Consider the following 20,157-nt stretch of genomic DNA (forward strand, 5'->3'; position numbering starts at 1 on the left):
AAGCATAATTCTGAAAAACACAGAAATGATGAAGAGTGGGCGCGCTCTATACCTGCGGCAGACAAATACAGCATCAGGTATAGAGCGCTTTTACTGGTGTAGACTCCCAGCTCTTTTCGGATTTGCAAATCCGGAAAAGCACTAAATGGAAAGAAATAGAGAGGGCAGCTATACCTGCTGCAATTTCAAAAGCAGGACTATAGCCGACATATTCACATCAAGAGCAAGATTAGATCCTGGCCTGATAGGTATAGAGTTGGTAGTAGCGCCCCTGCTTCTCAAGCAATTCTTCATGGCGGCCCTGCTCCGCGATGCGGCCCTGCTCGATCACCAGAATCTGGTCGGCCTGGCGGATGGTGCTGAGGCGGTGAGCGATCACGAAGGTAGTGCGACCCTGCATCAGGGTTTTAAGGCTGGCCTGAATGAGACTCTCGCTTTCGGTGTCGAGGTTGGAGGTGGCTTCGTCCAGGATGAGGATGCGCGGATCAGCCAGAATAGCCCGGGCTATCGCAATGCGCTGCCGCTGCCCGCCTGACAGCTTCACGCCGCGCTCACCGATCAGCGTGTCCAGGCCATCCGGGAAGCGGTCTGTGAATTCCTGCACATGGGCTGCCTGTACCGCCTGCATCAGTTGTTCCTCCGTTGCCTGCGGACGCGGGAACAGGATGTTCTGCCGGATGCTGCCTTCAAACAGAAAATCGTCCTGCAACACTACGCCTAGCTGACTGCGGTAGCTTTGCAAACTAATAGACTGCAAGTCATGCCCGTCAACGGTAATCGTGCCACTGTCCGGATTCAGGAATGAAGCGGCCAGTCCGGCGATGGTCGTTTTGCCAGAGCCCGATGTACCTACCAGTGCGGTAACAGAGCCGGCAGGTGCCCGAAAGCTGATTTCCTTTACCACCTCTTTGCCGGTTTCATAGGCAAAGGCCACATGATCGAACACGATGTCGCCGTGAATCTGATCGAGCTTCAGCGTACGGGTTCCGTGTGCATCTTCCAGTGGGGTGTTCAGGATCTCCTGGGTACGGTCGAGGCCGGCAAAAGCTTCGGTGAACTGGCTCCCGATGTTACTCATCTGCAGGATCGGCGCGATCATAAAACCCAGGTATAGTGTGAAGGCCAGAAAGTCGCCAAAGGTCATCTCGCCTTGCATGATGAGATAACCGCCTATACCCATAATACCTGCCGAGGCAATGCCCAGTAGCAAGGTCGCTGCAGAGGTCACCATGCTGGTTGTGGTCAGGCTTTGTTTTACATTCAGAAAAAGCCGCGTCACACCATCTTCAAACGTCCTGATCTCTTGCGCCTCCGCATTAAAGCCTTTGATCACCCGCACCCCACCCAGCGTCTCCGTCAGGCGACCAGTCACTTCGGCATTGATTACGCCGCGCTCCCGAAAGATGGGTCTGATCTTTCCGAATGCTTTAAGGGAGATCACTCCAAAGATGGCCACCGGAATAAGCGCAAAACCTGTCATCAGCGGACTAATGTAAATGAGCAGCACCAGACAAATGAGCGAGGTCAGTACGCCGCCTATCATTTGCGCAAAGCCCGTGCCCACGAGGTTTCGCACCCCTTCCACATCGGTCATGATGCGCGAGACCAGTTCGCCAGTCTTGGTATTGTCGAAAAAGCGGATGGGCAACTGCATGATATGGCGCTGCACTTTGGCACGCAATTGCGAAATGAGGTGCTGGGCCTCCACGCTCAGTATTTGAGTAAGGGCAAATGACGTAACCGACTGAATGACAATAGCTGCCAGCACCGCCCCGATCAGCCATTTGAGCATGGTGCTGTCACCGGTTGGGATCACATCATCAATGAGAAACTTACTCGCGCCCGGCAGCACCAGGCCAGCCAGACGGCTGATAACGATCAGCACCAGACCTACCCCGAGATACTTTCGACGTGGCCAGATGATGGTTTTGAATACTTCGGATATTGTTACGTTCTGGAGCTTTTTGGATTTGGACATGTATCGTAGATGGAAATACGCCGTGCAAGATTAGTCTTAAAGTTTCGGTTACAAGCCCAAAAATACAAGTAAGTATACCTGCACTAAGTCTGCTGGCCTTGAACCAGTCCGAAATTTAATCAATTTAAAAACAGCTATTTCTCTTTCGATGCCAAACTTTAAAAACTTACTCTATTAGCCTTACTTCTACTTTCCGGTCCATGCGGTTCTCCGCTTTGGAGGACTGTTGGCTGCCCATGTACATCAGACTGAAGCGCTCACGGGGTATCCCCTGTTGTATAAGAATATCCATTAAAGCCTCTGCCCTTTTGCGACTCAGTTCCATGTTGTAGGCCGCGCTGCCTGACTGGGATGCATAGCCGGTCAGCCTGACCTGCACTTGGGGGTTATCCTCCAGCACCATCAGCAACTGATTGATATCGGTCAGGCTTTGCACAGGTATACGGTGTGAATTAATGGGAAAGAATACTGCTAGGAACTGACGGGTAGGTGCTTCCGGACCCGGCATATCTGACCCTGCAAAAGATCCTTGTTGCGAGAAGGTCAGTTCCTGCTCGTACTGCTGCAGGCGTTGCATCATGCTATCATTTAGGGCAGCCTGCTGCGACAGGAAGTTTACCATGCTGGGGTCAGTCAATGCCTCGTACTCACCCGCTAGCTGGTTTGTCTGCAAAGAGTCCAGCATGCGCTGTTTCCGGCTGATCTCCACGTTTGCGGCGGCCAGTCGCTGCTGCTCCTGCTGGAGCTGGGCAATTCTTTCATCCCGCTGCGCAGGAGCATAATACGTGCGCCTTTGATCCCGTTCATATTCGCGTCTAACAACAGGCTTCTCCCTGCGTTCCACCGTATCCTGCTGTCGCTGTGCAGTGATGGTCCGCGTCTGCTGCTTTTGCACGACAGAATCTGACGCAACCAGTGGTGCTGACCTGGCTGTCCGCTCTCTGGTCACCGCCCTCTCCTTAACTACTGCATTCTCCGGAACTGCAACTGAATCTGGCCGGGCGGCTAGCCGGGTCGTATCTGCATCCGTTGGCTTTAAGGGATTGGTGACCGCCTTTCTCTGTACAGTTAATGCGGTTGTATCCTGTATAGGTGTTTTTTCGATGGAGACTTTCTCCACCTCCCCGGTTTGCAGTGCCTGCGTAGTGTCCGACTCAATGATTGTTTCGGTAGTTTCCAGCGTGTCTACCTGTCGTATAATTGGGCGCTTCTGTAAGTCCGGCTCCACAAAGACAGTGGTATCCTGCGGTAAGCTGACCTCTCGCGGCTCCAGTTTCATGATGGTCTGCAGAAGGTTTGGCTGCGGCTGGCCCTCTACGGAGCGCAGGAGCGCCACATTGCCGGCATAGAACTGCGCGGCCTTGAAATCCGACTTGCGAAAACCGAAACTATAACCCACCGTAAGGCCTGTGTGTACATAGGAATTGTTACGACTGTTCTGCTCCAGCTCAATGCCCTCCAGGTGCCGCTCCCGCAGGTATACGGCTTCTGATTGCAGGGACACCTGCCACCTTTCTGATACTCTGAATTTCAGTCCCACTCCGAAAGGTATAAGCGGTACATAGCGGGACTCTTCATCAAAATTACCCACGTTGGTTCTAAAAATACCCAGCCCATACCCGGCAAAGAAGTAGGGGGACACAATAGCCGAAGTGTTCAGCAGCCAACCGTTGTCGGTATAGAAGATGCCACGAAGCGAGGCTGTGCGCACATCCGTCGTGAAACGGTTATCCAACTGGTCAAGCCCACGCACATCTCCGTACGAATAGGCCAGCTCAAGCCCGAAGTTATCACCGAGGTGACGGGTCAGCTGTAAACGGTACAGCAGGTTGCTCTTTGGTTTCAGATAGTCTGTTGTGCTGTTTCGGTCATTCTGATAATTCGCTATACCTGTGTAGCCGCCAAACTGCCATCGGTAGATGTCATGTTGTGCCACTGCCAGGTGGCAGCTGAGCAGAAGCAGGCACAAGGAGAAAAAGTATTTCATGGCCTATCTGTTTAAATCCATCCATAAATTCAGTTCCAGGCTCAAACCAATGAAGGGCCTTACATACACCCGGTCCAGGTTAAAATCGGAGATGGAGGTAGACGCCAGGCTACTCTGCAACACCGTAGCGCCAGCCTGAAAACGGACAAATGGCAGCGCCCTATACCCTAGTGCCAGGTAAATGGGCCGCTTCACGATCGGACCGGTTGCTTCATTGTCATCGCCAAAATTCAGGTTCTTCAGGAAAACACCCGCCGAAAGACTCGATTTTGTCCAGAAAGCTGAATTGAAGGGAGCCTTGCCAAACGGAATGGAGATGCCCGCATACGGTGCCGTGTCTGATGAGAAGTCGTCGAAGTCGCCCGAATAGTACACCCCGCCATACCCCACGTTGACAGCAAGTACATTCCTTGTTTTCTGGGAAGCGTAATCGGTCAGTTTTCGGGTATCTGTCAGGGCGTGCAGCGGTGCATTTGCAAACTGCGCCACTTCCTGACTCACCAATGACTTAAGCGCTTCAATTTGACGCTGTGCATACTTCAGGCGGACAGATTCGCTGCTTTCGCCTTCTGTGGCTACGATGTTACGCCGCGCCCGACGCAGGCGCATGCTGTTGATTTGGTCAAGCTTGTCGAGCACTATGTCAGAAAAGCCGTCGAACTGATAATTTATCTGGCTTCGGTAAAGCTCAAGCCCCTGGTTAACGATCGCATTCATATCACTGCGCATGTTTCGGGGGTGCTTCTGCAGCACGACGCTGCCGCGGCTCACCACAAATGATTGATCGATGTAAGCGTGCAGCGCACTGTTGAGCTGATGCAGGAGCTGTTGCTGCTGCATAGCATTGGCCGCTTCGTAATAGTTGATGAGCAACGTGTATTTATCACTTCCACGAAGCGGATAGTTCATCGGGATAATGAATCTGTTTTCGGGATTACCAGGCCGCCTCTTCCAGGAGTTGACAAAGAGAGGGTCTTTGCTGGTGTCAGACGAGCCGTAGATGGCGACCTCTACCATGGCCACATTCTTACCCACCGATCCAGTCAGAATAAAAGGCTTCTCTGCCGGCAGCGGCTGCCCTTCGTTAAAATACATCCTGTCATAATTGAAGACCACAGTCTCGTACTGTGCAAACAGCGGATAGCTGATCAGGAGAGCAATCAGGAGTGTGTATATTTTTTTCATGGGCGCGACATTTTATCATTGAAAGAAAAATAAATGCACAACCTTAGTGAAAGAGAGGGCTGAGAGAGACTAACCGCTAAGGCACTGGTAAGGCGAGGAATATTGTATGTATTTAATAACGTATAATAATTTATTAAGGTTTATTGCTATATAGAGCCTATGTAGTTCTTAGCCTTTATAAATCAGGAAACAGCGTCCGGCCATCGCTTTATCTGGCTTTTGGATAACTGGGTATGAGTAAAGGTATAGCGGGAAATCTAAACGTCAGGTCGACAATTTGGCTGGTGAGCAACGGAACGATGTATGCGGGAGATAAGCTGGTTTACTTTAAAGCAGAGGAGCTGCGATGAGGATGAATGAGCTTCTCCAGGGTATAGCGCAACACTTCATCTTTGTGGTCGAGCAGGTGGTCGCGCACCAGGTGATCCGGTATAAGACCAGCCAGTTTTTCGTCTCCGTTCGGCCGCACGATGTAGCCTTTGGGCACTTTGAGCTCCACGCTGGTGCGGGGCAACTGAAAGCTGAACTGCGCGGCATAGAGGGTAGGTGTATCGCCGGTCTCCTCTCCCACGATCTCCCCAAAGCCGTAGTCCTGAATCAGGGCGCCACTCACCACCGCCATGGAGTAGGATTGGCGATTGACGAGCACGTATACCTTGCCCTTGAATCGCCGATCTTCCGGCATAGGCTGCTGCATGGTTTGAGCATAGGCGAAGGTGGTGCCATCAGGCGTCTCCAAAATCTGACGGGTATAGTCGTCCGGTATAGCACCAGTAAATTGCTTCCTGGTTTGGGTCTTGAGTACCTCACTGGTTTTGACGGTAAAGTCAGAAAACCAGCGAAAAGGCTTGTCTGCAAAATAGGCGATCAGGTAGTCGCTAAAGGCGTTGTGCCCCCCGGCATTGTTGCGCAGGTCCAGGATCAGGTACTGCGCCTGGCGGGAGTTGATGTCGGCAAAGGCACTGTCCACGAAGACTTTGAACTGCGCCTCTCCCTCTGGCTCTTGAGCACTGAAAGGACCTGGGTGCAGATAGGCAACATCCTCCATATACCTGAAAGAGCGCTCGTTTTTGAGGATCTCCCCTCCCCGACTCTCCTCGTAGCCCATCACCGTGATCGGCTCCAGGGTATGGGTGCTGCGCCTGCCGCTCGCCTGTTTTACTTTCACTTTAAAGTTCTCCTGCTCACCGAACACCGCCCAGTAGTAACGAGGGAAAGACCAGAACTCCAGTTTGGCGTCTTTGAAATAAGGGCGCTCTGCTGATAGGTAAGGATGGATGGCGGCCTTTACTTTTCGGATCGGTTTGCCGTTTATTTGCAGTAATTGATCACCTGCTTTTATACTTGAATCTGGCACATAGCTTTTGCGGACGAAGGCCTTGCCATTCTCAAAAGCCAGCTCCAGCGGAAACAAGGTGCCGCCCTGCGTGGCGTAGGTGATGTAAGAACCCGCTGGAAAGTCCACCTCGCAATGCCCCACGTTTCCGATCGCCAACAGCCGCTGCATTAGCATGGTCGTCTCCAGCATGCTCAGCGAGTCTTTCGTGATCGACTTCAGCAAGTCACTGTAGGCCGCATCGTAGTCCCGCTTATTGACATAGGCATACAAATTATAATGTGCCTTTTGCAGCGTTTCGTAAGCGTAGGCCATATCAGCTTTTACATCCGTCAGGGCAAATTTGATCGGTTTGTGCTGCGCGATCGGGCGTCCGGGAACTGCCAGCAGTAACATGAACAGCAGCAGCTGAATGGATCTTGTGTACACGGTGCTTTTCATGCGCTTGCTTTTCTTCGTTTATAAGCCGCTTCTCCTCATGCTCTTTATACCTGAAAGCTAAGCAGATTTAAAGAGAATTCGCTAAAAAATAAGAGTATGCTACCAGACAGGTATAGCCGATCACTTCTCTGAAATAATCTGTTTTACCCAGGGCCAGCCGTCAGCTTCAGGCCGTGGCGTCACCCAACTTTTGGCGCCCCAGGTATAAGGTATAGACGCCAGGTCCACGGCTGGGTCGACAATGGGGTGTGGTGGGTAGCCATTGAGGCTGAGTCGTGAGATGGCGTATACCTGCGGATTGGCAATACCTTTCTTCTGGTATTCGGCTTTCAGGAACTGGGCAAACTGCCAGATCATGTCCGGATGTTTGGGCAGTTCCTTAAGTTGTTCTCTCACCAGATAGTCGTGTGCCGAAACATGTACAACGCTTTCTGTATCCAGGTCCTTGACCAGGTAATGCACATGCCCACGTTTTGTGCGCAGCATCATGCGCCACGAAAAGCGATGTCCTTCTTCGGTCCAGTTCACATCGCCAGGTATAAAGAAGTGCCGCAGCGGGAAGAGTAGTTGAAAACCCAGGTATAGCAGGCAGAATTGTGCGCCCAGGCGAAGCTGCCAGCGGGGCTGTTTGAGCAGAGCACTCTGCAAAAGTTGAGGCGAAATATCTTTTCTGAAAAACCAGCGGGCAATCTGCTCAGGAGTAAAAAACAGCACATTGGCCGCGATCATAAAATACGGGAACACCCCGACATGGAACACCGCCGAGTTGAAAATGTGAAAAGCGAAAGCCACCCAGAAAGCCACCATGCGAGTGCGCGGCCAGAGCAGGGCAAAGCCGATCAGGAAGTCAAAGGCGAGGCCTCCCCACACCACTGTTTGTATCATGGCCGGTGTATTCAGGTATGGGCCAATGACGTAAAAGTGGGTTTTGGCTGCCATCCAGATGCTCATGGACTTAGCGGCCAACCAATCGGGTTGCAGTTTGGCCACCCCGGCATAGAAGTAAACCAGTACCAATTGCCCTCGGAAAAGCCAAAGCGTCCACTGCGGCGCCACGTCTGTTTCCAGCTCTGGCTTACGCCTCACATCCACTGAATATTTGCGGTGGGCAGGCAGCAGTACCATCAGTCCGCTGATGAGCCAAATAAGGTAGTGGTGGTTGAGGTAGTGTGTTTTTTCGCAAAAGAAGCTATAGCCAAAGAGCAGAAAAAACAGAAAAGAAGTAAGCTTGTAGCGCCAGCCGACCATGATCATAAAACCTAGCAGCGCCATGACCAGGTAGAGGTATACCATGCCGTTGCCGGGCAGTGGTTTCAGCCACTCCAGCCCGATGTAACCGAAGTGGTAGGTCGGCTCCACGTAGTGCTCCTGCACCCAATTGATGAGCACGGCCCCGATCCCTTCGCAGAACATCAGCAGCCCAAACAGGATGCGAAAATAAACCAGCGGATAAATGCCGATCGGCTTAAGAAGCTGTTGCATAGCGAAACAGGATGTAAGACTCCCTAAGAAGCCAGGTTGCGAATGATCACCGCTTCGGATACCACCCCCTTTCCATTTACTCCAATACCAAACGGTAGGCCAATATAAGCACACTTATGAGAACGATTGTAGTATAGATCTCTTTATTATACCTGGCCAGCCAGTTAGGCAGGAAAATATCGAAATTATCACGAGTAGAGTCCGAGTACCGCCGGGCCACGACTGTGATGGGACACATTTTTTTAAACACCAGCAGGATAAGCCCCTCCAGTACGATCAGGCCCAGGCAAATCCACACCCACTTGTCTATCCGGTTAACGATGACGGCATACAGCAGGTAAAAGATCACCACATTGTAGAAAACCCACACCAGAGTATGCACAACTTTGATAAATAGCAGTTTCCGGTTTCTATCCGGTAGCTCCTTTTGTTGAATGTCTGCCATGCTCACACTCCTCCCCCTTTGCTATCAGATTTTACGAAAGCCGTTAAGTATCAGTCGGCACGTAGCATGTTCACAGCTCAACATTACAAAGGATCACCCAACAGGCGTCGAATCACCACGATCTGGCCAAGGTGGTAAGCATTGTGCTCGGCCACCAGCATGGCTTCGCGCAGGAGCGTCTGTCCGTTGCCATGCGGGATGGGTGTAAAAAGATCGTTATCCGTATCCTGCACCAACTGTACCATGGCCTCCAGATCATGGCTGATCGCCTGCAGAGTCTGGTCCAGGGCATTCTGATCAGCTGGTGCAGCCTCGGCAGGCCAGTAATCATCAGGCCAGTCAGGTTCCTGGTAGTCGGGGTTGCGGCAAAAGTCCAGGATATCGTGCTGAGCGAAGCGCAGGTGCTCGAGCAGTTGCCAGATGGTATAGGGCAGGTCTTTCACTCTATCCCCTGCCTCCTCTACAGTGAGCCCTTGCAACAGTTCTCCCATCGGGCGAAATGCCTGCCCCATCCGCATCAGCTTTTCCAGATGGTCGCGTACTTGTTTGTCGTTTTTCATCGGCTACGGTTTTATTTGTTCATACTCTTATACCTGCGAAGGGTTAAGCTCCAACAGGATACAGGTGTAGAATGCAAACGCCGGGACACAAAAAAAGGCAGTCTATGCGGACTGCCCTTTTCTGTTTCATAGCCTAAGGCTATACCTTAGTATTTTCGCTTGTTCTTATCTTTGTCTTTATCCTTTTCTTTTTCTACGCTACCATCGGCGTTGAACACTACTTTCAGGTCCTCGTCATCGCCTTCCAGCTTGGCCATGTATCTGGTCTGGCCATCTTTTTCTACTGTTTTGGCTTTCTCGATGGTACGGTCGGCATACTGCTGATTGATGGCGCTCCGCACGGCCTGTGGCAGTTCGTTCACTTCAATCTCACGACCTTCCTTTTCAACTGTTCCGTCCGCGTTATACTTGACCCAGTGCTTGTTGCCGTTCATCTCGAACTTGGCATAATAGGTATCATCTTTTGCTTTCCATTCTACATCGCTCGCCTGGGCATAGCTGTTGCTAAAACTGGTCTTTACACGTTCCGGCACATTGTCCTGGGCAAATACAGCGGTACTGATGCCGAATCCCAGGGCCAGGGTTAAAACTAACTTCTTCATAGCTCTTCTTCGTTTAGGTTGTCATTGGTTTAAAAGATAAACAGGTTGACAATTCTGTGTTCGCCTAAGCTTACTTAACAGAATATATCAACCCTGGAAATCCTCTAACTTATACCACCCTCCTACCATAATGTTTGGAAATCAATTGGTTAATTGACAATTATTAAAGTAGAATGCAAGTCAGTTAACCAATATTACTAAAAAGCTACAGCCGCTCCCTCTTAAGAGAGCGGCTGTAGCTTCATTGACTGTTTTTAAGTTAAATCTATTAATAACGGTCGTTTCGGTCACGTCTGTAGCCGCCGCGCTGTGCGCCATAGCCACCGAAGTTGCCGGACGAAACGCCATAGCTACGGTCGCGGTCAAAGTCGGTGCCGTAATCATCCTCGAAGCTGCTGGTGATACCCGGATTCGGAATGCCTCTGCTGGAACGAATTTCAGACTGGCGCATTTGGCTGTAATCTGATATGCCATAGCCTTCGCGCAAATCGTCCTGACTCATGCGGTTACCGCGTCCCTGTTCCATACGGTCGCCGCTGACCTGGCTTCTGAATCGGTCACGGCTTCCCATGTCACGACCATAGTCATCGCCTCCCTGGCTATACCTGCCTGATCTGCCATACTGATCTGAATCAGACCAACCCTGGCTGCGATTACGGTTCTCATAGCTACGGTTGCCCATGTCGCGCTCTCCACGGTTCATGTTGTAGCTGGAATCGCTGCGATTGGAGGTTCTCCCATCGCGCATACGCTCATAGGCATCGCCCATATTGCCTTCGTGGTAGCTGTGGCGCATGTCGCTGCGATCACGGCCATAGCGGTCATCATCCAGGCCGCGGTGGTGGTGGCTGCGATACTCCTGCTCAAATTCATTGGTAAGATTGCGGGCACTGTGGTAGTGATCATCGTTCCGGTCGTAGCCGGTGTTGCCAGTGTAGTCCCGGTCATAATTGTCGCGTTCAAAGCGATCTCTGTCTCGTCTGTTCATAGTTTTAAATCAGGTTAAACATGATACTTCCTTTTTTAAACGAGGGCAGCGGTTTACGGTTTTGTATAGGTCAGATCAGGTTTCTTTGATGCGGGACGCCAGCACCCGGAAGAGGATGTAGAGGAAAGCGAAAACGGCCATGGCGATCATTGTCCAGAATTTCTGCTCATTCTTTTCCTGCCAGTAAACGCGCTCGTCTTCAGTAGTCTTCAATTTTTTGCGGATGGCCTGGTTGGCTAGTTGCTCAATCTGCAGTTCTCGGTGCAGGGAATCAAGCGCAACAGTGTCAGGCAGGTATACGGTTTTGGTGCGGAAAATCTCCTTGTACACAGGATAAGCTTTTACTACGCGAGTGGAAGCTGCTGCTCCGGCAGGCTGCTCTTTCAAACCAGCCAGTACATCACCCTTACCAGCTTGTACTTGAAGCCGTTGGGAACCAAGATCCGGCTTAGGGTATACTGCCGGGGCATATAACTTGGGAAGGCCTGGCTTGGAGGCGACAGGAGTACTGCCCTGCTGCTGGGTAGCGCAGGAACAGAGGAGCAATGCAAGGCATATCGTCCATCTCATGTGTCGCACGGCTTTACGTTTGTCAATCATGCTGTCATACGGAAAGAAGCATCTAATTGGCACTATATTTTATTAAATATCAATTGGCTTTTAAGTAAAACCACAGACAACCAACACTTAGCGGGAATACCATCAGAGATCTTGAACGTGCTGGCACTTTATCAAGATATAATAAAACGGGTAGAAGCTGTTATCTCCACGTCTACTAAAACATAAGACTTACATGCATTTATTACTATAAAAAGTGCTTTAAGCAGAGAATCACTTAATTAGAGAACATATCAAAAAAGGTAAACTTTTGAGACTAACAGGCCGTTAATTTTAATACATGTTTAATATTCATGGTATAAAGAGGTTAGCTGGCCATTTTAACACGGCAATCCAACCCTAAACAAAATCATATTATTACCCACGAGATTTTGTAAACATTTTCGTGAAGCTCCAATATGATTTTACCTCTCTGGCAGCACCTATCATACCTAAAGGCAATACCTTCTGTGATGCAATTAGCACTTCCTTCTGATCTGCTGTGCCGGAGTCTTTAGCACTACCGAACTTATAGAGAGAAAATAAATGAAAGATACTTATAATTATTCCGTTTTACGACGATTAGCGCTATACCTGATACTGCTATACCTGCCGATTTTAGCTACGGCTCAAATGCAGCCTCAAAGTACTCCCCGTCACTCCACCAGTACACCTGCTACCAATGCGCCCAGAATGGACAGCGTATTTGTAACAGACTACATCAGCAATGAAAAGGAGTTCAGGCATCACCTGCAACTGGTAGAGCAGTTTTATCAGAACCGGGACTACAAGCTGGCCTGGTTTAAAGGAGACAAGCTGGTTCCGCAGGCAGAAAAGCTGATGCAGGTCCTCGAAAAAACCCATCGCGAAGGCCTGGACCCCAGTGAGTATAAAGTAAAGGACCTGCAGGCAATGTACAGAGAGTTTCAGAATATGCGTGCGTCTGCTGCACAGTCGAAGCAAAAGCAACAGGAGATTGATCTGGCACTAACGGCCTCATACTTTAACTATGCTGCAGACTTTTACAATGGAACGGTCAATCCGCACAATCACTCCGCCATTAAGTGGGGAGTGGAAAAGAATAAGATCAAGCTGCACAAAGCACTGCAGACCATTCTGCAAGAGCGAGAAAGCTCATACCCCTATTACGAGTTTGAAGCACTGCACGAAGGCTATCAGAAACTGCGGGAGGCACTGGTTCAGTACCGACAGATACAGGAACAGGGCGGTTGGCCTAAGGTAAAAGAGCAGGGCCTGGTGCGACTGCATGACACAGCAGAGGTGGTCTTATCGCTCCGGAAACGTCTTTTACCTGACCAACAGGTCAGAGTGCAGGATAGCACTGCGTATGTGTATGACGAGCAGCTCAAAAAAGCCGTGGAGGCATTTCAGGAGCGACATGGCTTATCAGTAGATGGCATTGTGGGGCCACAGACCTATCAGGCTCTTAATGTAAGTATTGATGAACGTATAGACCAGCTCGTGCTGAACATGGAGCGATGGCGTTGGCTACCGAAGCGTCTGGAACCAGAAGCGGGCCCCCAGCGCTATGTGATGGTAAACATTCCGGCTTTTAAGGTATACGTCATGGAAGATGGCAAGGAAGTGATGCGTATGCGTGCTGTTGTCGGAAAGACAATGCACTCCACTCCTGTGTTTAGCCACGAGATACAGTACCTGGTGTTTGCGCCCTACTGGAATGTACCCAATAGCATTGTAGAAGCCGACATAAAGCCTAAACTGCTACGCAACAGGAATTGGCTGGAAACTCAGAACATGGAAATGGTCACCACTTTTGGCTCTAACGCCAGAAGAGTACCTGTATCCCGGGTGGACTGGGCGAACATGACGCGCCACAACTTTGAGTACCGCATCAGGCAGCGCCCGGGGCCAAACAACTCACTTGGCCGCGTGAAGTTTATGTTCCCGAATGAGTACTCCGTATACCTGCACGATACACCTGCCAACCATCTGTTCGATGAAACAGACCGGGATTTCAGCCATGGCTGCGTGCGTGTAGAAAAACCAGCCGAATTGGCCACTTACCTGCTCCAGCATAACCCTGGCTGGGATAGAAGCCGCGTTCGTAATGCCATGAGTGGCCGTGAGGAAATAAATGTGAATCTGAAAGAGAATGTGCCGGTGTACCTGGTGTATTTCACGGCATGGGTTGAGCAGGACGGCACGGTTCATTTCAGAGATGACCTTTACAACCACGACAAGGCACTGGCTCAGCAACTATTCTGATAAACCATCGGCTTACTGAGCTAGACAACACAGAAAGTAGGTATTGCAGACCCAGGCTGCTGCAATAATATCAGGCAGCCAGTTTATATTTACAAAACGTATTGGCGTGGTAAGGCTGCTTATACTTTCTGTACAGAATAGCGTGTGACGCACCTGCTACAGCCGAAGCTGAGGGCAGCTTAAACCTGGTCGCTGCAAAAGATATGAACAGATTTATACCTAAAGATAAAGCAGCAGAACTGCTCCGCAACATACAAGGCGCTGACTGCCAGACAACCTATGATCCGGAAAAGCACCGGATAGCCTTGCTGAGCAAGACGGGCGATGAGCTGGCCTACTTCCGTTTGCCCATTACCGAACCCGCGCCAGGTACCGAACAGCCTGAAGCAAAAATAAATTATATCATCCTCCTGATTCAATCTGGCAATTGCGCCATGGGGTATTTTGAGGATGGCCGCTGCGTCAATCATAAGGTATATCGCTCGTACATGGTGCGCAAGAAGCAGGGCAAAAGCCAGATCAAATACCTCAAGACCAAAGGCAAATCGCGGGCAGGGTCGCGGGTAAGACTGGGGGAGACAGCGGAATTTTTTGAGAACATCAACGGTCGCCTGCAGGAGTATTTTCAGGAGCACCGTATCGACCGTATCGCTATGAGTTGCTCTAAAACGCTACTCCCCTACCTGTATACCTCCGGCGTGCCTACGCCTTTTGACAAGCGCGACGAAAGGCTGTTCAAAATTCCAAAGCATATTCACACGCCCATCCACGAAGTGCTGCTCGATGCCAACCGCTTTCTGCAACGCGGCGAACTGATTCCTCTCACTGAAGCGGGTTTTGCGGCTATACCTGTGCTGCAGGATTTTCTACAGCATAACGCAGAATCCAGCATGGCAGAAGAAACTCAGGATGCAACTGATGACATGGTGGACGAGGTATACATAACCGATGACTGGGAAGAAGACGATTGGGATGTAGATGAGTCATACCTGGGGGACGATGAAGAAGAGGATGATATCATCGAATGGGACTAAAGAAACTTCCGCTAAACTCTCCCACCCTGGTTCCGACTCTCCATGGCTTCATTACGTAAGTAGACCAGAAGATAAATGAAAACCATGGAAGATCAGATAAACAGAGACATGGCTGTTTTTCAGCAGGTATGCGAAATAAATGAACTAGACCCGCAGGCAATTGAAGAGGAAGCGCAGAGTCGGTTTCCGGACGAGTTCAAAAATGGAAAAAATCCGGAGCGGCTCATTTGGACAGCCTTCGACTCTCGTGCCAAGTCACCTATCAGTCAGGTCGTTCAGGATACAAACCATGATGCTGAACAGCTAGCAGACAAGGTCTATACCATTGACGGCGATCCGGCTGCTCCAGCTTTTGTAATAAATGAGGACGCGATCCGTAGCCAGTATAGTCCGGACAAAGCAACAGAGATCATCGATGCGCTCGGGCAGGTACAGCTTCCGGTCACCGGTTAAAACAGAAAGGCAGCTACCAAGAGGTAGCTGCCTTTCTTCTTGGCTATTGTCTAACCCTTCAGCTATCTTTTTTGCGGGTAAGCAGCACGACGGCAGCGGTTGCAACCAGTGCCATGATACCTACTTTCTGAATAAGCCCACTCTTATTATGTTCCCAGTCGGCCTTCCAGCCTTTTTCGGCAAAGATGTTGGGCACAGTTCCTTTTGAAAAGTCCTCGATCACGCCTTCTACCACATTCACACGGTCTGCCATGATCAGTGGCAGCCAGTGCAGGTAGCTGTTCTCACTATGCTTAAATGCAAAGCGCCGGATCATACCGCTTAGGCCGCTTGGCGGCATGGAGGTGCCAAACACAGCTGTTACGTTAGGGCGCTCGTTAGAGTGCAGCACTTCGATGTTGATGTCCTGCTGCGTTGGCCGCTCCCAGCTGTAGCCTTCCTGCTCCGCGTCGGTACGGTGTTTCATGGGGTAGGTCGGATCGTTCTTTGGATCAGCGTCAATGCCCCAGTCTTTTATATGCGAATAGTCTTTTGGTGTCTTATTTTCCATGATTGTCTCCTTTCTATCTGGCTGATGGTGGAATAAGTACAGGCTTGATGCAATTATCCAGCTTCTCTGAGAAAATGTGGTAAGCATCGGCCACGTCTTCCAATGGTACACGGTGTGTGATGAGTGCTTTCGGGTTGATAACGCCGTTCTGCACATGGTCGATCAACCTTGGCAGCAGGCGCTTCACTGAAGCCTGGTTCGCCCTGATCGTGATGCCTTTGTTCACCACGTTACCGATCGGCACCAGGTTATCCGTAGGGCCATACACCCCGACAATTGACAGGATGCCACCCTTCTTGAGGGAGTTCACAGCCCAGTGAACCGCGGTAGCAGAACCAGCCTGTAGCAACAGCTTGCGACCCGTGATTGTCTGCATTAGATTACCGCTTGCTTCAGCTCCCACAGCATCGATGCATACATCGGCTCCCATCCAGTCAGTGGTTTTCTTCACGAACAACACGGGATCATCCATTTCTTCATAGTTGTAGGCCTCGCAGTTTGCATAATTACGCACGAACTCCAACCGGTATTCCAGCTTGTCAATTACGATCACACGGCCAGCACCAAACAACCATGAGCATCGGGCAGCCATAATACCGATAGGTCCTGCACCAAAGATCACCACGGTGTCACCCTTTTGGATACCGCCCATCTCGGCAGCCTGGTAACCGGTAGGCACTACGTCTGTCAGCAGCACGGCATCATCCGGATCCATTCCCGGAGGTATAACGGTTGGGCCCACATCTGCATAAGGAACGCGCACATACTCGGCCTGTCCGCCGTCATAGCCACCTGCTGTGTGTGAGTAACCGAAGATACCCCCCACAGCCGTTGCCTGAGAGTTGGACTCGTGGCAGTTGCCAAACAGCCCCTGCTTACAGAAATGGCATTTACCGCAGGCGATGTTAAAAGGCACGATTACCATGTCACCCACTTTCAGTTTCTCTACTTCTGATCCGATCTCTGTTACTTCACCGATAAATTCATGTCCGAAGGTCATGCCCACGCGGGTGTCGGGCACGTTGCCGTTGTAAAGGTGGAGGTCAGAGCCGCAGATGCAAGAGCGTGTCACACGCACAATGGCATCCTGGGGATGCAGAATCTTAGGCTCTGGTTTTTCGTCAATGCGGACCCGTTGTGGCCCGCGATAGTTCATTGCCAGCATAAGTTTGTTTATAGTTTATTTCCGATAGTATTTCCTTTTCGACCTTATTCAGGCTTTTAAATCAGGTTTAAATAAATACTAATCTATGCCTTAATAGTTGCAGAAATAGGATTTTTAAAAGAAATACCTATATACCTATGTTTAAATGCTTGCTGCATCAGAAGTCAATTGACAGCTTATATCCTGACTTCTCTAAAGTTGCCTCCACGGGGTGCGCCCTATGTGCATACTTCCCTGTCTGAGTCAGCACTTCCTGCTCGCCATCAGCCCTTACCTCGGCTTCGCAGGCAAAGTCGACATCTCTGCATTTTAGTGGTTTCACAGGACAGTTAATTAAGTATGTATACCTGAAGTGCAGAACTGGGCCAGCGAATCTTAGACTATACATACCTCGCTGATTTCCAACAAACTAAACCTTGTTCAAAAATCTAATCAGCGTTTCGCTTAAAGTTAACAAGCAGCTATACCTTACCGTCAGGCTGAATCACGCGTACACTCAACAATTTCCTTTTGTGACACGAAATTATACCTTCGCAGCAAGGCAGTTTACACCTTACATATGACCAAACCAGAGCAAAACCAGACTAAGACCGAGCCATTCAAAGGATTTGTAGAAGTACGTGGCGCCCGGGAGCACAATCTCAAAAACATCAGCCTTTCGATACCTCGCGATGCACTTGTCGTGTTCACAGGCGTGTCCGGTTCAGGAAAGTCTAGTTTGGCGTTTGGAACATTGTATGCGGAGGCGCAGCGGCGCTACCTCGAATCGGTGTCACCTTATGCGCGGCGCCTGTTCCACCAGATGGCCGTGCCGGAAGTAGATGCCATTGACGGATTGCCTCCAGCTGTGGCTTTGCAGCAACAGCGCGGGACACCCACTACCCGATCTTCTGTAGGCAGCGTCACCACTCTCTCGAACCTGCTGCGCATGCTCTATTCCCGGGCCGGCGACTACCCGGAGGGGCAGTCCATCATCTATGCCGAGGCTTTCTCTCCTAACACCGCAGAAGGCGCCTGCCCTACTTGTCACGGTCTGGGGCGAATGTATGATGTCACCGAAAAGTCAATGGTGCCGGACGACTCACTCACCATACGCGAACGGGCGATCGCGGCCTGGCCCACCGCCTGGGGCGGACAGAACCAGCGCGACATCCTGGTGACGATGGGCTTTGATGTGGACAAGCCCTGGCGTGAGTTGCCCCAAAAGGACCGTGACTGGATCCTCTTCACAGACGAGCAGCCGGTCGTGCCCGTATACCCGGGGTATACCCCTGAAGAAACGCGCCGTGCCGTTAAGCGCAAGGAGGAGCCGAATTACATGGGGACCTTCAGCAGCGCCCGCCGGCACGTGTTCCATACCTTCGCCAACACGAACAGTCCGCTCATGAAAAAGCGGGTCATGCAGTATATGCTCAGCACCGACTGCCCTACCTGCCAGGGCAAGCGCCTGCGGCCGGAGTCTTTGTCCGTCAAGTTTGCCGGCTATGATATCACAGAGCTTTCGCGACTACCGCTGAAAAGGGTGCAGTCTGTTCTGAAACCATTTGCAAGAGGTACTGAGCCGGGCCATTCCCGTACGGAAGCAGAACATCCTGAGCAGGCCATCGTCGCTAAACGCATTGCAGATGACCTCTGCGCCCGCATCGATGTGCTGCTTGACCTGGGCCTGGGCTATTTGTCGCTGGAGCGCAGCACGCCTACCCTTTCCCCGGGTGAGTTGCAGCGCCTGCGCCTGGCTACACAACTTTACTCCCATTTATTCGGAGTAGTGTATGTGCTCGACGAGCCTTCCGCCGGTCTGCACCCTGCCGACAAGGTGGCCCTGCTCCGTGCCCTCGACGGGCTCAAAAAAGCGGGCAATTCACTCTTTATTGTGGAGCATGACCTGGAGGTGATCCGCCATGCTGACTGGATCGTGGACGTGGGCCCTGCTGCCGGCGAGAAAGGTGGTGAGATCCTGTACAGTGGTCCTCTCGAAGGATTAAGAGAAGTTGCATCCTCCCGCACGGGTTCTTATCTGTTCAGCCAGCCAAAAGGGTTCAACCAGAACCCACGTGAACCGAGAGAATGGCTGGAACTAAAAGACGTCAGCCGGAACAATCTGCATAGCCTGTCTGCTGCGTTTCCGCTTGGGGTGTTCACATCCGTGACTGGTGTATCGGGCTCCGGCAAGTCCAGTTTGGTAAGCCAGGTACTGGTAGAACTGGTAGCTTCTCACCTGGGGCATCAGCTGCCTGTAGAGGAAGAGGAAGGCAGCGAATTAGAACGTGACATACCTGTTACAACCGGAGGCCATATCACAACAGGTATGGAGGAGATCAAACGATTGGTGCGCGTGGACCAGAAGCCCATTGGTAGAACACCTCGCTCCAACATGGCCACCTATACCGGCTTGTTCGACCACGTACGCAAACTCTTTGCCAGCACACCACTCGCAAAAAAACGCCGCTACGATGCGGGGCGCTTCTCCTTTAATGTGGCCAAGGGGCGCTGCGAGAATTGCCAGGGAGAGGGATTCGTGATGGTGGAGCTCCTCTTTTTGCCGAGCGTATACGCCCCCTGCCCTGTGTGCCACGGTGCACGCTACAATGCCCAGACACTGGAAGTCACCTATCGCGATAAGAACATTGCCGAAGTACTGGATATGACGGTGGATGCGGCCTGGGAGTTTTTTGATGAAGAAGCCAGCGTACACCGTGCCCTTACCATGCTCCGTGAAGTTGGCCTGGGTTACCTGCGACTAGGGCAGCCGGCCACCGAGCTTTCGGGTGGTGAGGCGCAGCGCATCAAACTGGCGACCGAACTGCAGCGCTCCCAGCGTGGCAATACCCTCTACATCTTAGACGAGCCTACCACCGGTCTGCACCCTGCGGATGTCGACAAACTGATGATCCAGCTCCACCATTTAGTTGATGCAGGTAATACTATTATTGTGGTAGAGCACGACATGCGGGTGGTGGCTGCCAGCGACTGGGTAATCGATATTGGTCCGGGTGCCGGAGAGGAAGGCGGTTTGGTAGTGGCGGCAGGACCACCGGAAAAGATCGCCAAATCCAAAGGGAGCAAAACCGCACCTTTTCTGAAAGCGTTGTCCAATACCTAAACTA

Annotated in this window: 17 protein-coding genes; 4 read left to right on the plus strand and 13 right to left on the minus strand. The window is 51.2% G+C overall.

What is annotated here, in order from left to right:
• Positions 1-229: 229 nt before the first annotated feature.
• From AC5FX6_RS06755 to AC5FX6_RS06800, 10 genes are all read right to left on the minus strand, one after another.
• A complete protein-coding gene (locus AC5FX6_RS06755; RefSeq protein WP_493596262.1) occupies positions 230-1,978 on the minus strand; it encodes an ABC transporter ATP-binding protein in 1,749 nt (582 codons plus the stop codon).
• 166 nt (positions 1,979-2,144) lie between these two features.
• Positions 2,145-3,965 (minus strand): OmpA family protein, encoded by a 1,821-nt coding sequence (locus tag AC5FX6_RS06760; protein WP_493596263.1) that lies wholly within the window; start codon positions 3,963-3,965, stop codon positions 2,145-2,147.
• Positions 3,966-3,968: 3 nt separating this feature from the next.
• Entirely contained in the window at positions 3,969-5,150 is a 1,182-nt protein-coding gene (locus AC5FX6_RS06765; RefSeq protein ID WP_493596264.1) for a hypothetical protein, read from the minus strand.
• A gap of 322 nt (positions 5,151-5,472) precedes the next feature.
• A complete protein-coding gene (locus tag AC5FX6_RS06770) occupies positions 5,473-6,927 on the minus strand; it encodes a S41 family peptidase (RefSeq protein WP_493596265.1) in 1,455 nt (484 codons plus the stop codon).
• A 120-nt stretch (positions 6,928-7,047) separates the two neighbouring features.
• Entirely contained in the window at positions 7,048-8,409 is a 1,362-nt protein-coding gene (locus tag AC5FX6_RS06775; RefSeq protein WP_493596266.1) for an HTTM domain-containing protein, read from the minus strand.
• Positions 8,410-8,485: 76 nt separating this feature from the next.
• Entirely contained in the window at positions 8,486-8,854 is a 369-nt protein-coding gene (locus tag AC5FX6_RS06780; RefSeq protein ID WP_493596267.1) for a hypothetical protein, read from the minus strand.
• 83 nt (positions 8,855-8,937) lie between these two features.
• On the minus strand, positions 8,938-9,414 hold the full coding sequence (locus AC5FX6_RS06785) for a DinB family protein (RefSeq protein WP_493596268.1): 477 nt from the start codon (positions 9,412-9,414) through the stop codon (positions 8,938-8,940).
• A gap of 146 nt (positions 9,415-9,560) precedes the next feature.
• Positions 9,561-10,016: a PepSY-like domain-containing protein gene (locus AC5FX6_RS06790; RefSeq protein ID WP_493596269.1), complete on the minus strand. Its 456-nt coding sequence runs from the start codon at positions 10,014-10,016 to the stop codon at positions 9,561-9,563.
• 268 nt (positions 10,017-10,284) lie between these two features.
• Entirely contained in the window at positions 10,285-11,004 is a 720-nt protein-coding gene (locus AC5FX6_RS06795) for a hypothetical protein (protein ID WP_493596270.1), read from the minus strand.
• Between the two features lie 75 nt (positions 11,005-11,079).
• Entirely contained in the window at positions 11,080-11,574 is a 495-nt protein-coding gene (locus AC5FX6_RS06800; RefSeq protein WP_493596271.1) for a hypothetical protein, read from the minus strand.
• Between the two features lie 573 nt (positions 11,575-12,147).
• On the opposite strand from AC5FX6_RS06800, the gene AC5FX6_RS06805 reads away from it, so the two are divergent.
• The 3 genes from AC5FX6_RS06805 to AC5FX6_RS06815 all read left to right on the plus strand — a co-directional run bounded on the left by AC5FX6_RS06805 (position 12,148) and on the right by AC5FX6_RS06815 (position 15,335).
• Positions 12,148-13,848, plus strand: coding sequence for a L,D-transpeptidase family protein (locus tag AC5FX6_RS06805; protein ID WP_493596272.1), 1,701 nt, complete (start codon positions 12,148-12,150; stop codon positions 13,846-13,848).
• 203 nt (positions 13,849-14,051) lie between these two features.
• Entirely contained in the window at positions 14,052-14,882 is an 831-nt protein-coding gene (locus AC5FX6_RS06810; protein ID WP_493596273.1) for a hypothetical protein, read from the plus strand.
• An 84-nt stretch (positions 14,883-14,966) separates the two neighbouring features.
• The gene (locus tag AC5FX6_RS06815; RefSeq protein ID WP_493596274.1) at positions 14,967-15,335 is read left to right on the plus strand and encodes a hypothetical protein; all 369 of its coding nucleotides are present in this window, start codon (positions 14,967-14,969) and stop codon (positions 15,333-15,335) included.
• Positions 15,336-15,393: 58 nt separating this feature from the next.
• Here AC5FX6_RS06815 and AC5FX6_RS06820 read toward each other — a convergent pair whose 3' ends face one another.
• The 3 genes from AC5FX6_RS06820 to AC5FX6_RS06830 all read right to left on the minus strand — a co-directional run bounded on the left by AC5FX6_RS06820 (position 15,394) and on the right by AC5FX6_RS06830 (position 17,372).
• On the minus strand, positions 15,394-15,885 hold the full coding sequence (locus AC5FX6_RS06820) for a hypothetical protein (RefSeq protein ID WP_493596275.1): 492 nt from the start codon (positions 15,883-15,885) through the stop codon (positions 15,394-15,396).
• A 13-nt stretch (positions 15,886-15,898) separates the two neighbouring features.
• A complete protein-coding gene (locus tag AC5FX6_RS06825) occupies positions 15,899-17,050 on the minus strand; it encodes a zinc-dependent alcohol dehydrogenase (protein WP_493596276.1) in 1,152 nt (383 codons plus the stop codon).
• A gap of 157 nt (positions 17,051-17,207) precedes the next feature.
• Complete coding sequence (locus AC5FX6_RS06830; RefSeq protein ID WP_493596277.1) at positions 17,208-17,372, minus strand: DUF1059 domain-containing protein; 165 nt, start codon at positions 17,370-17,372, stop codon at positions 17,208-17,210.
• A 237-nt stretch (positions 17,373-17,609) separates the two neighbouring features.
• On the opposite strand from AC5FX6_RS06830, the gene uvrA reads away from it, so the two are divergent.
• Positions 17,610-20,153 (plus strand): excinuclease ABC subunit UvrA, encoded by a 2,544-nt coding sequence (gene uvrA, locus AC5FX6_RS06835; RefSeq protein WP_493596278.1) that lies wholly within the window; start codon positions 17,610-17,612, stop codon positions 20,151-20,153.
• Positions 20,154-20,157: the final 4 nt, after the last annotated feature.

The sequence above is a fragment of the Pontibacter sp. LHS2 genome (genome assembly GCF_058932845.1).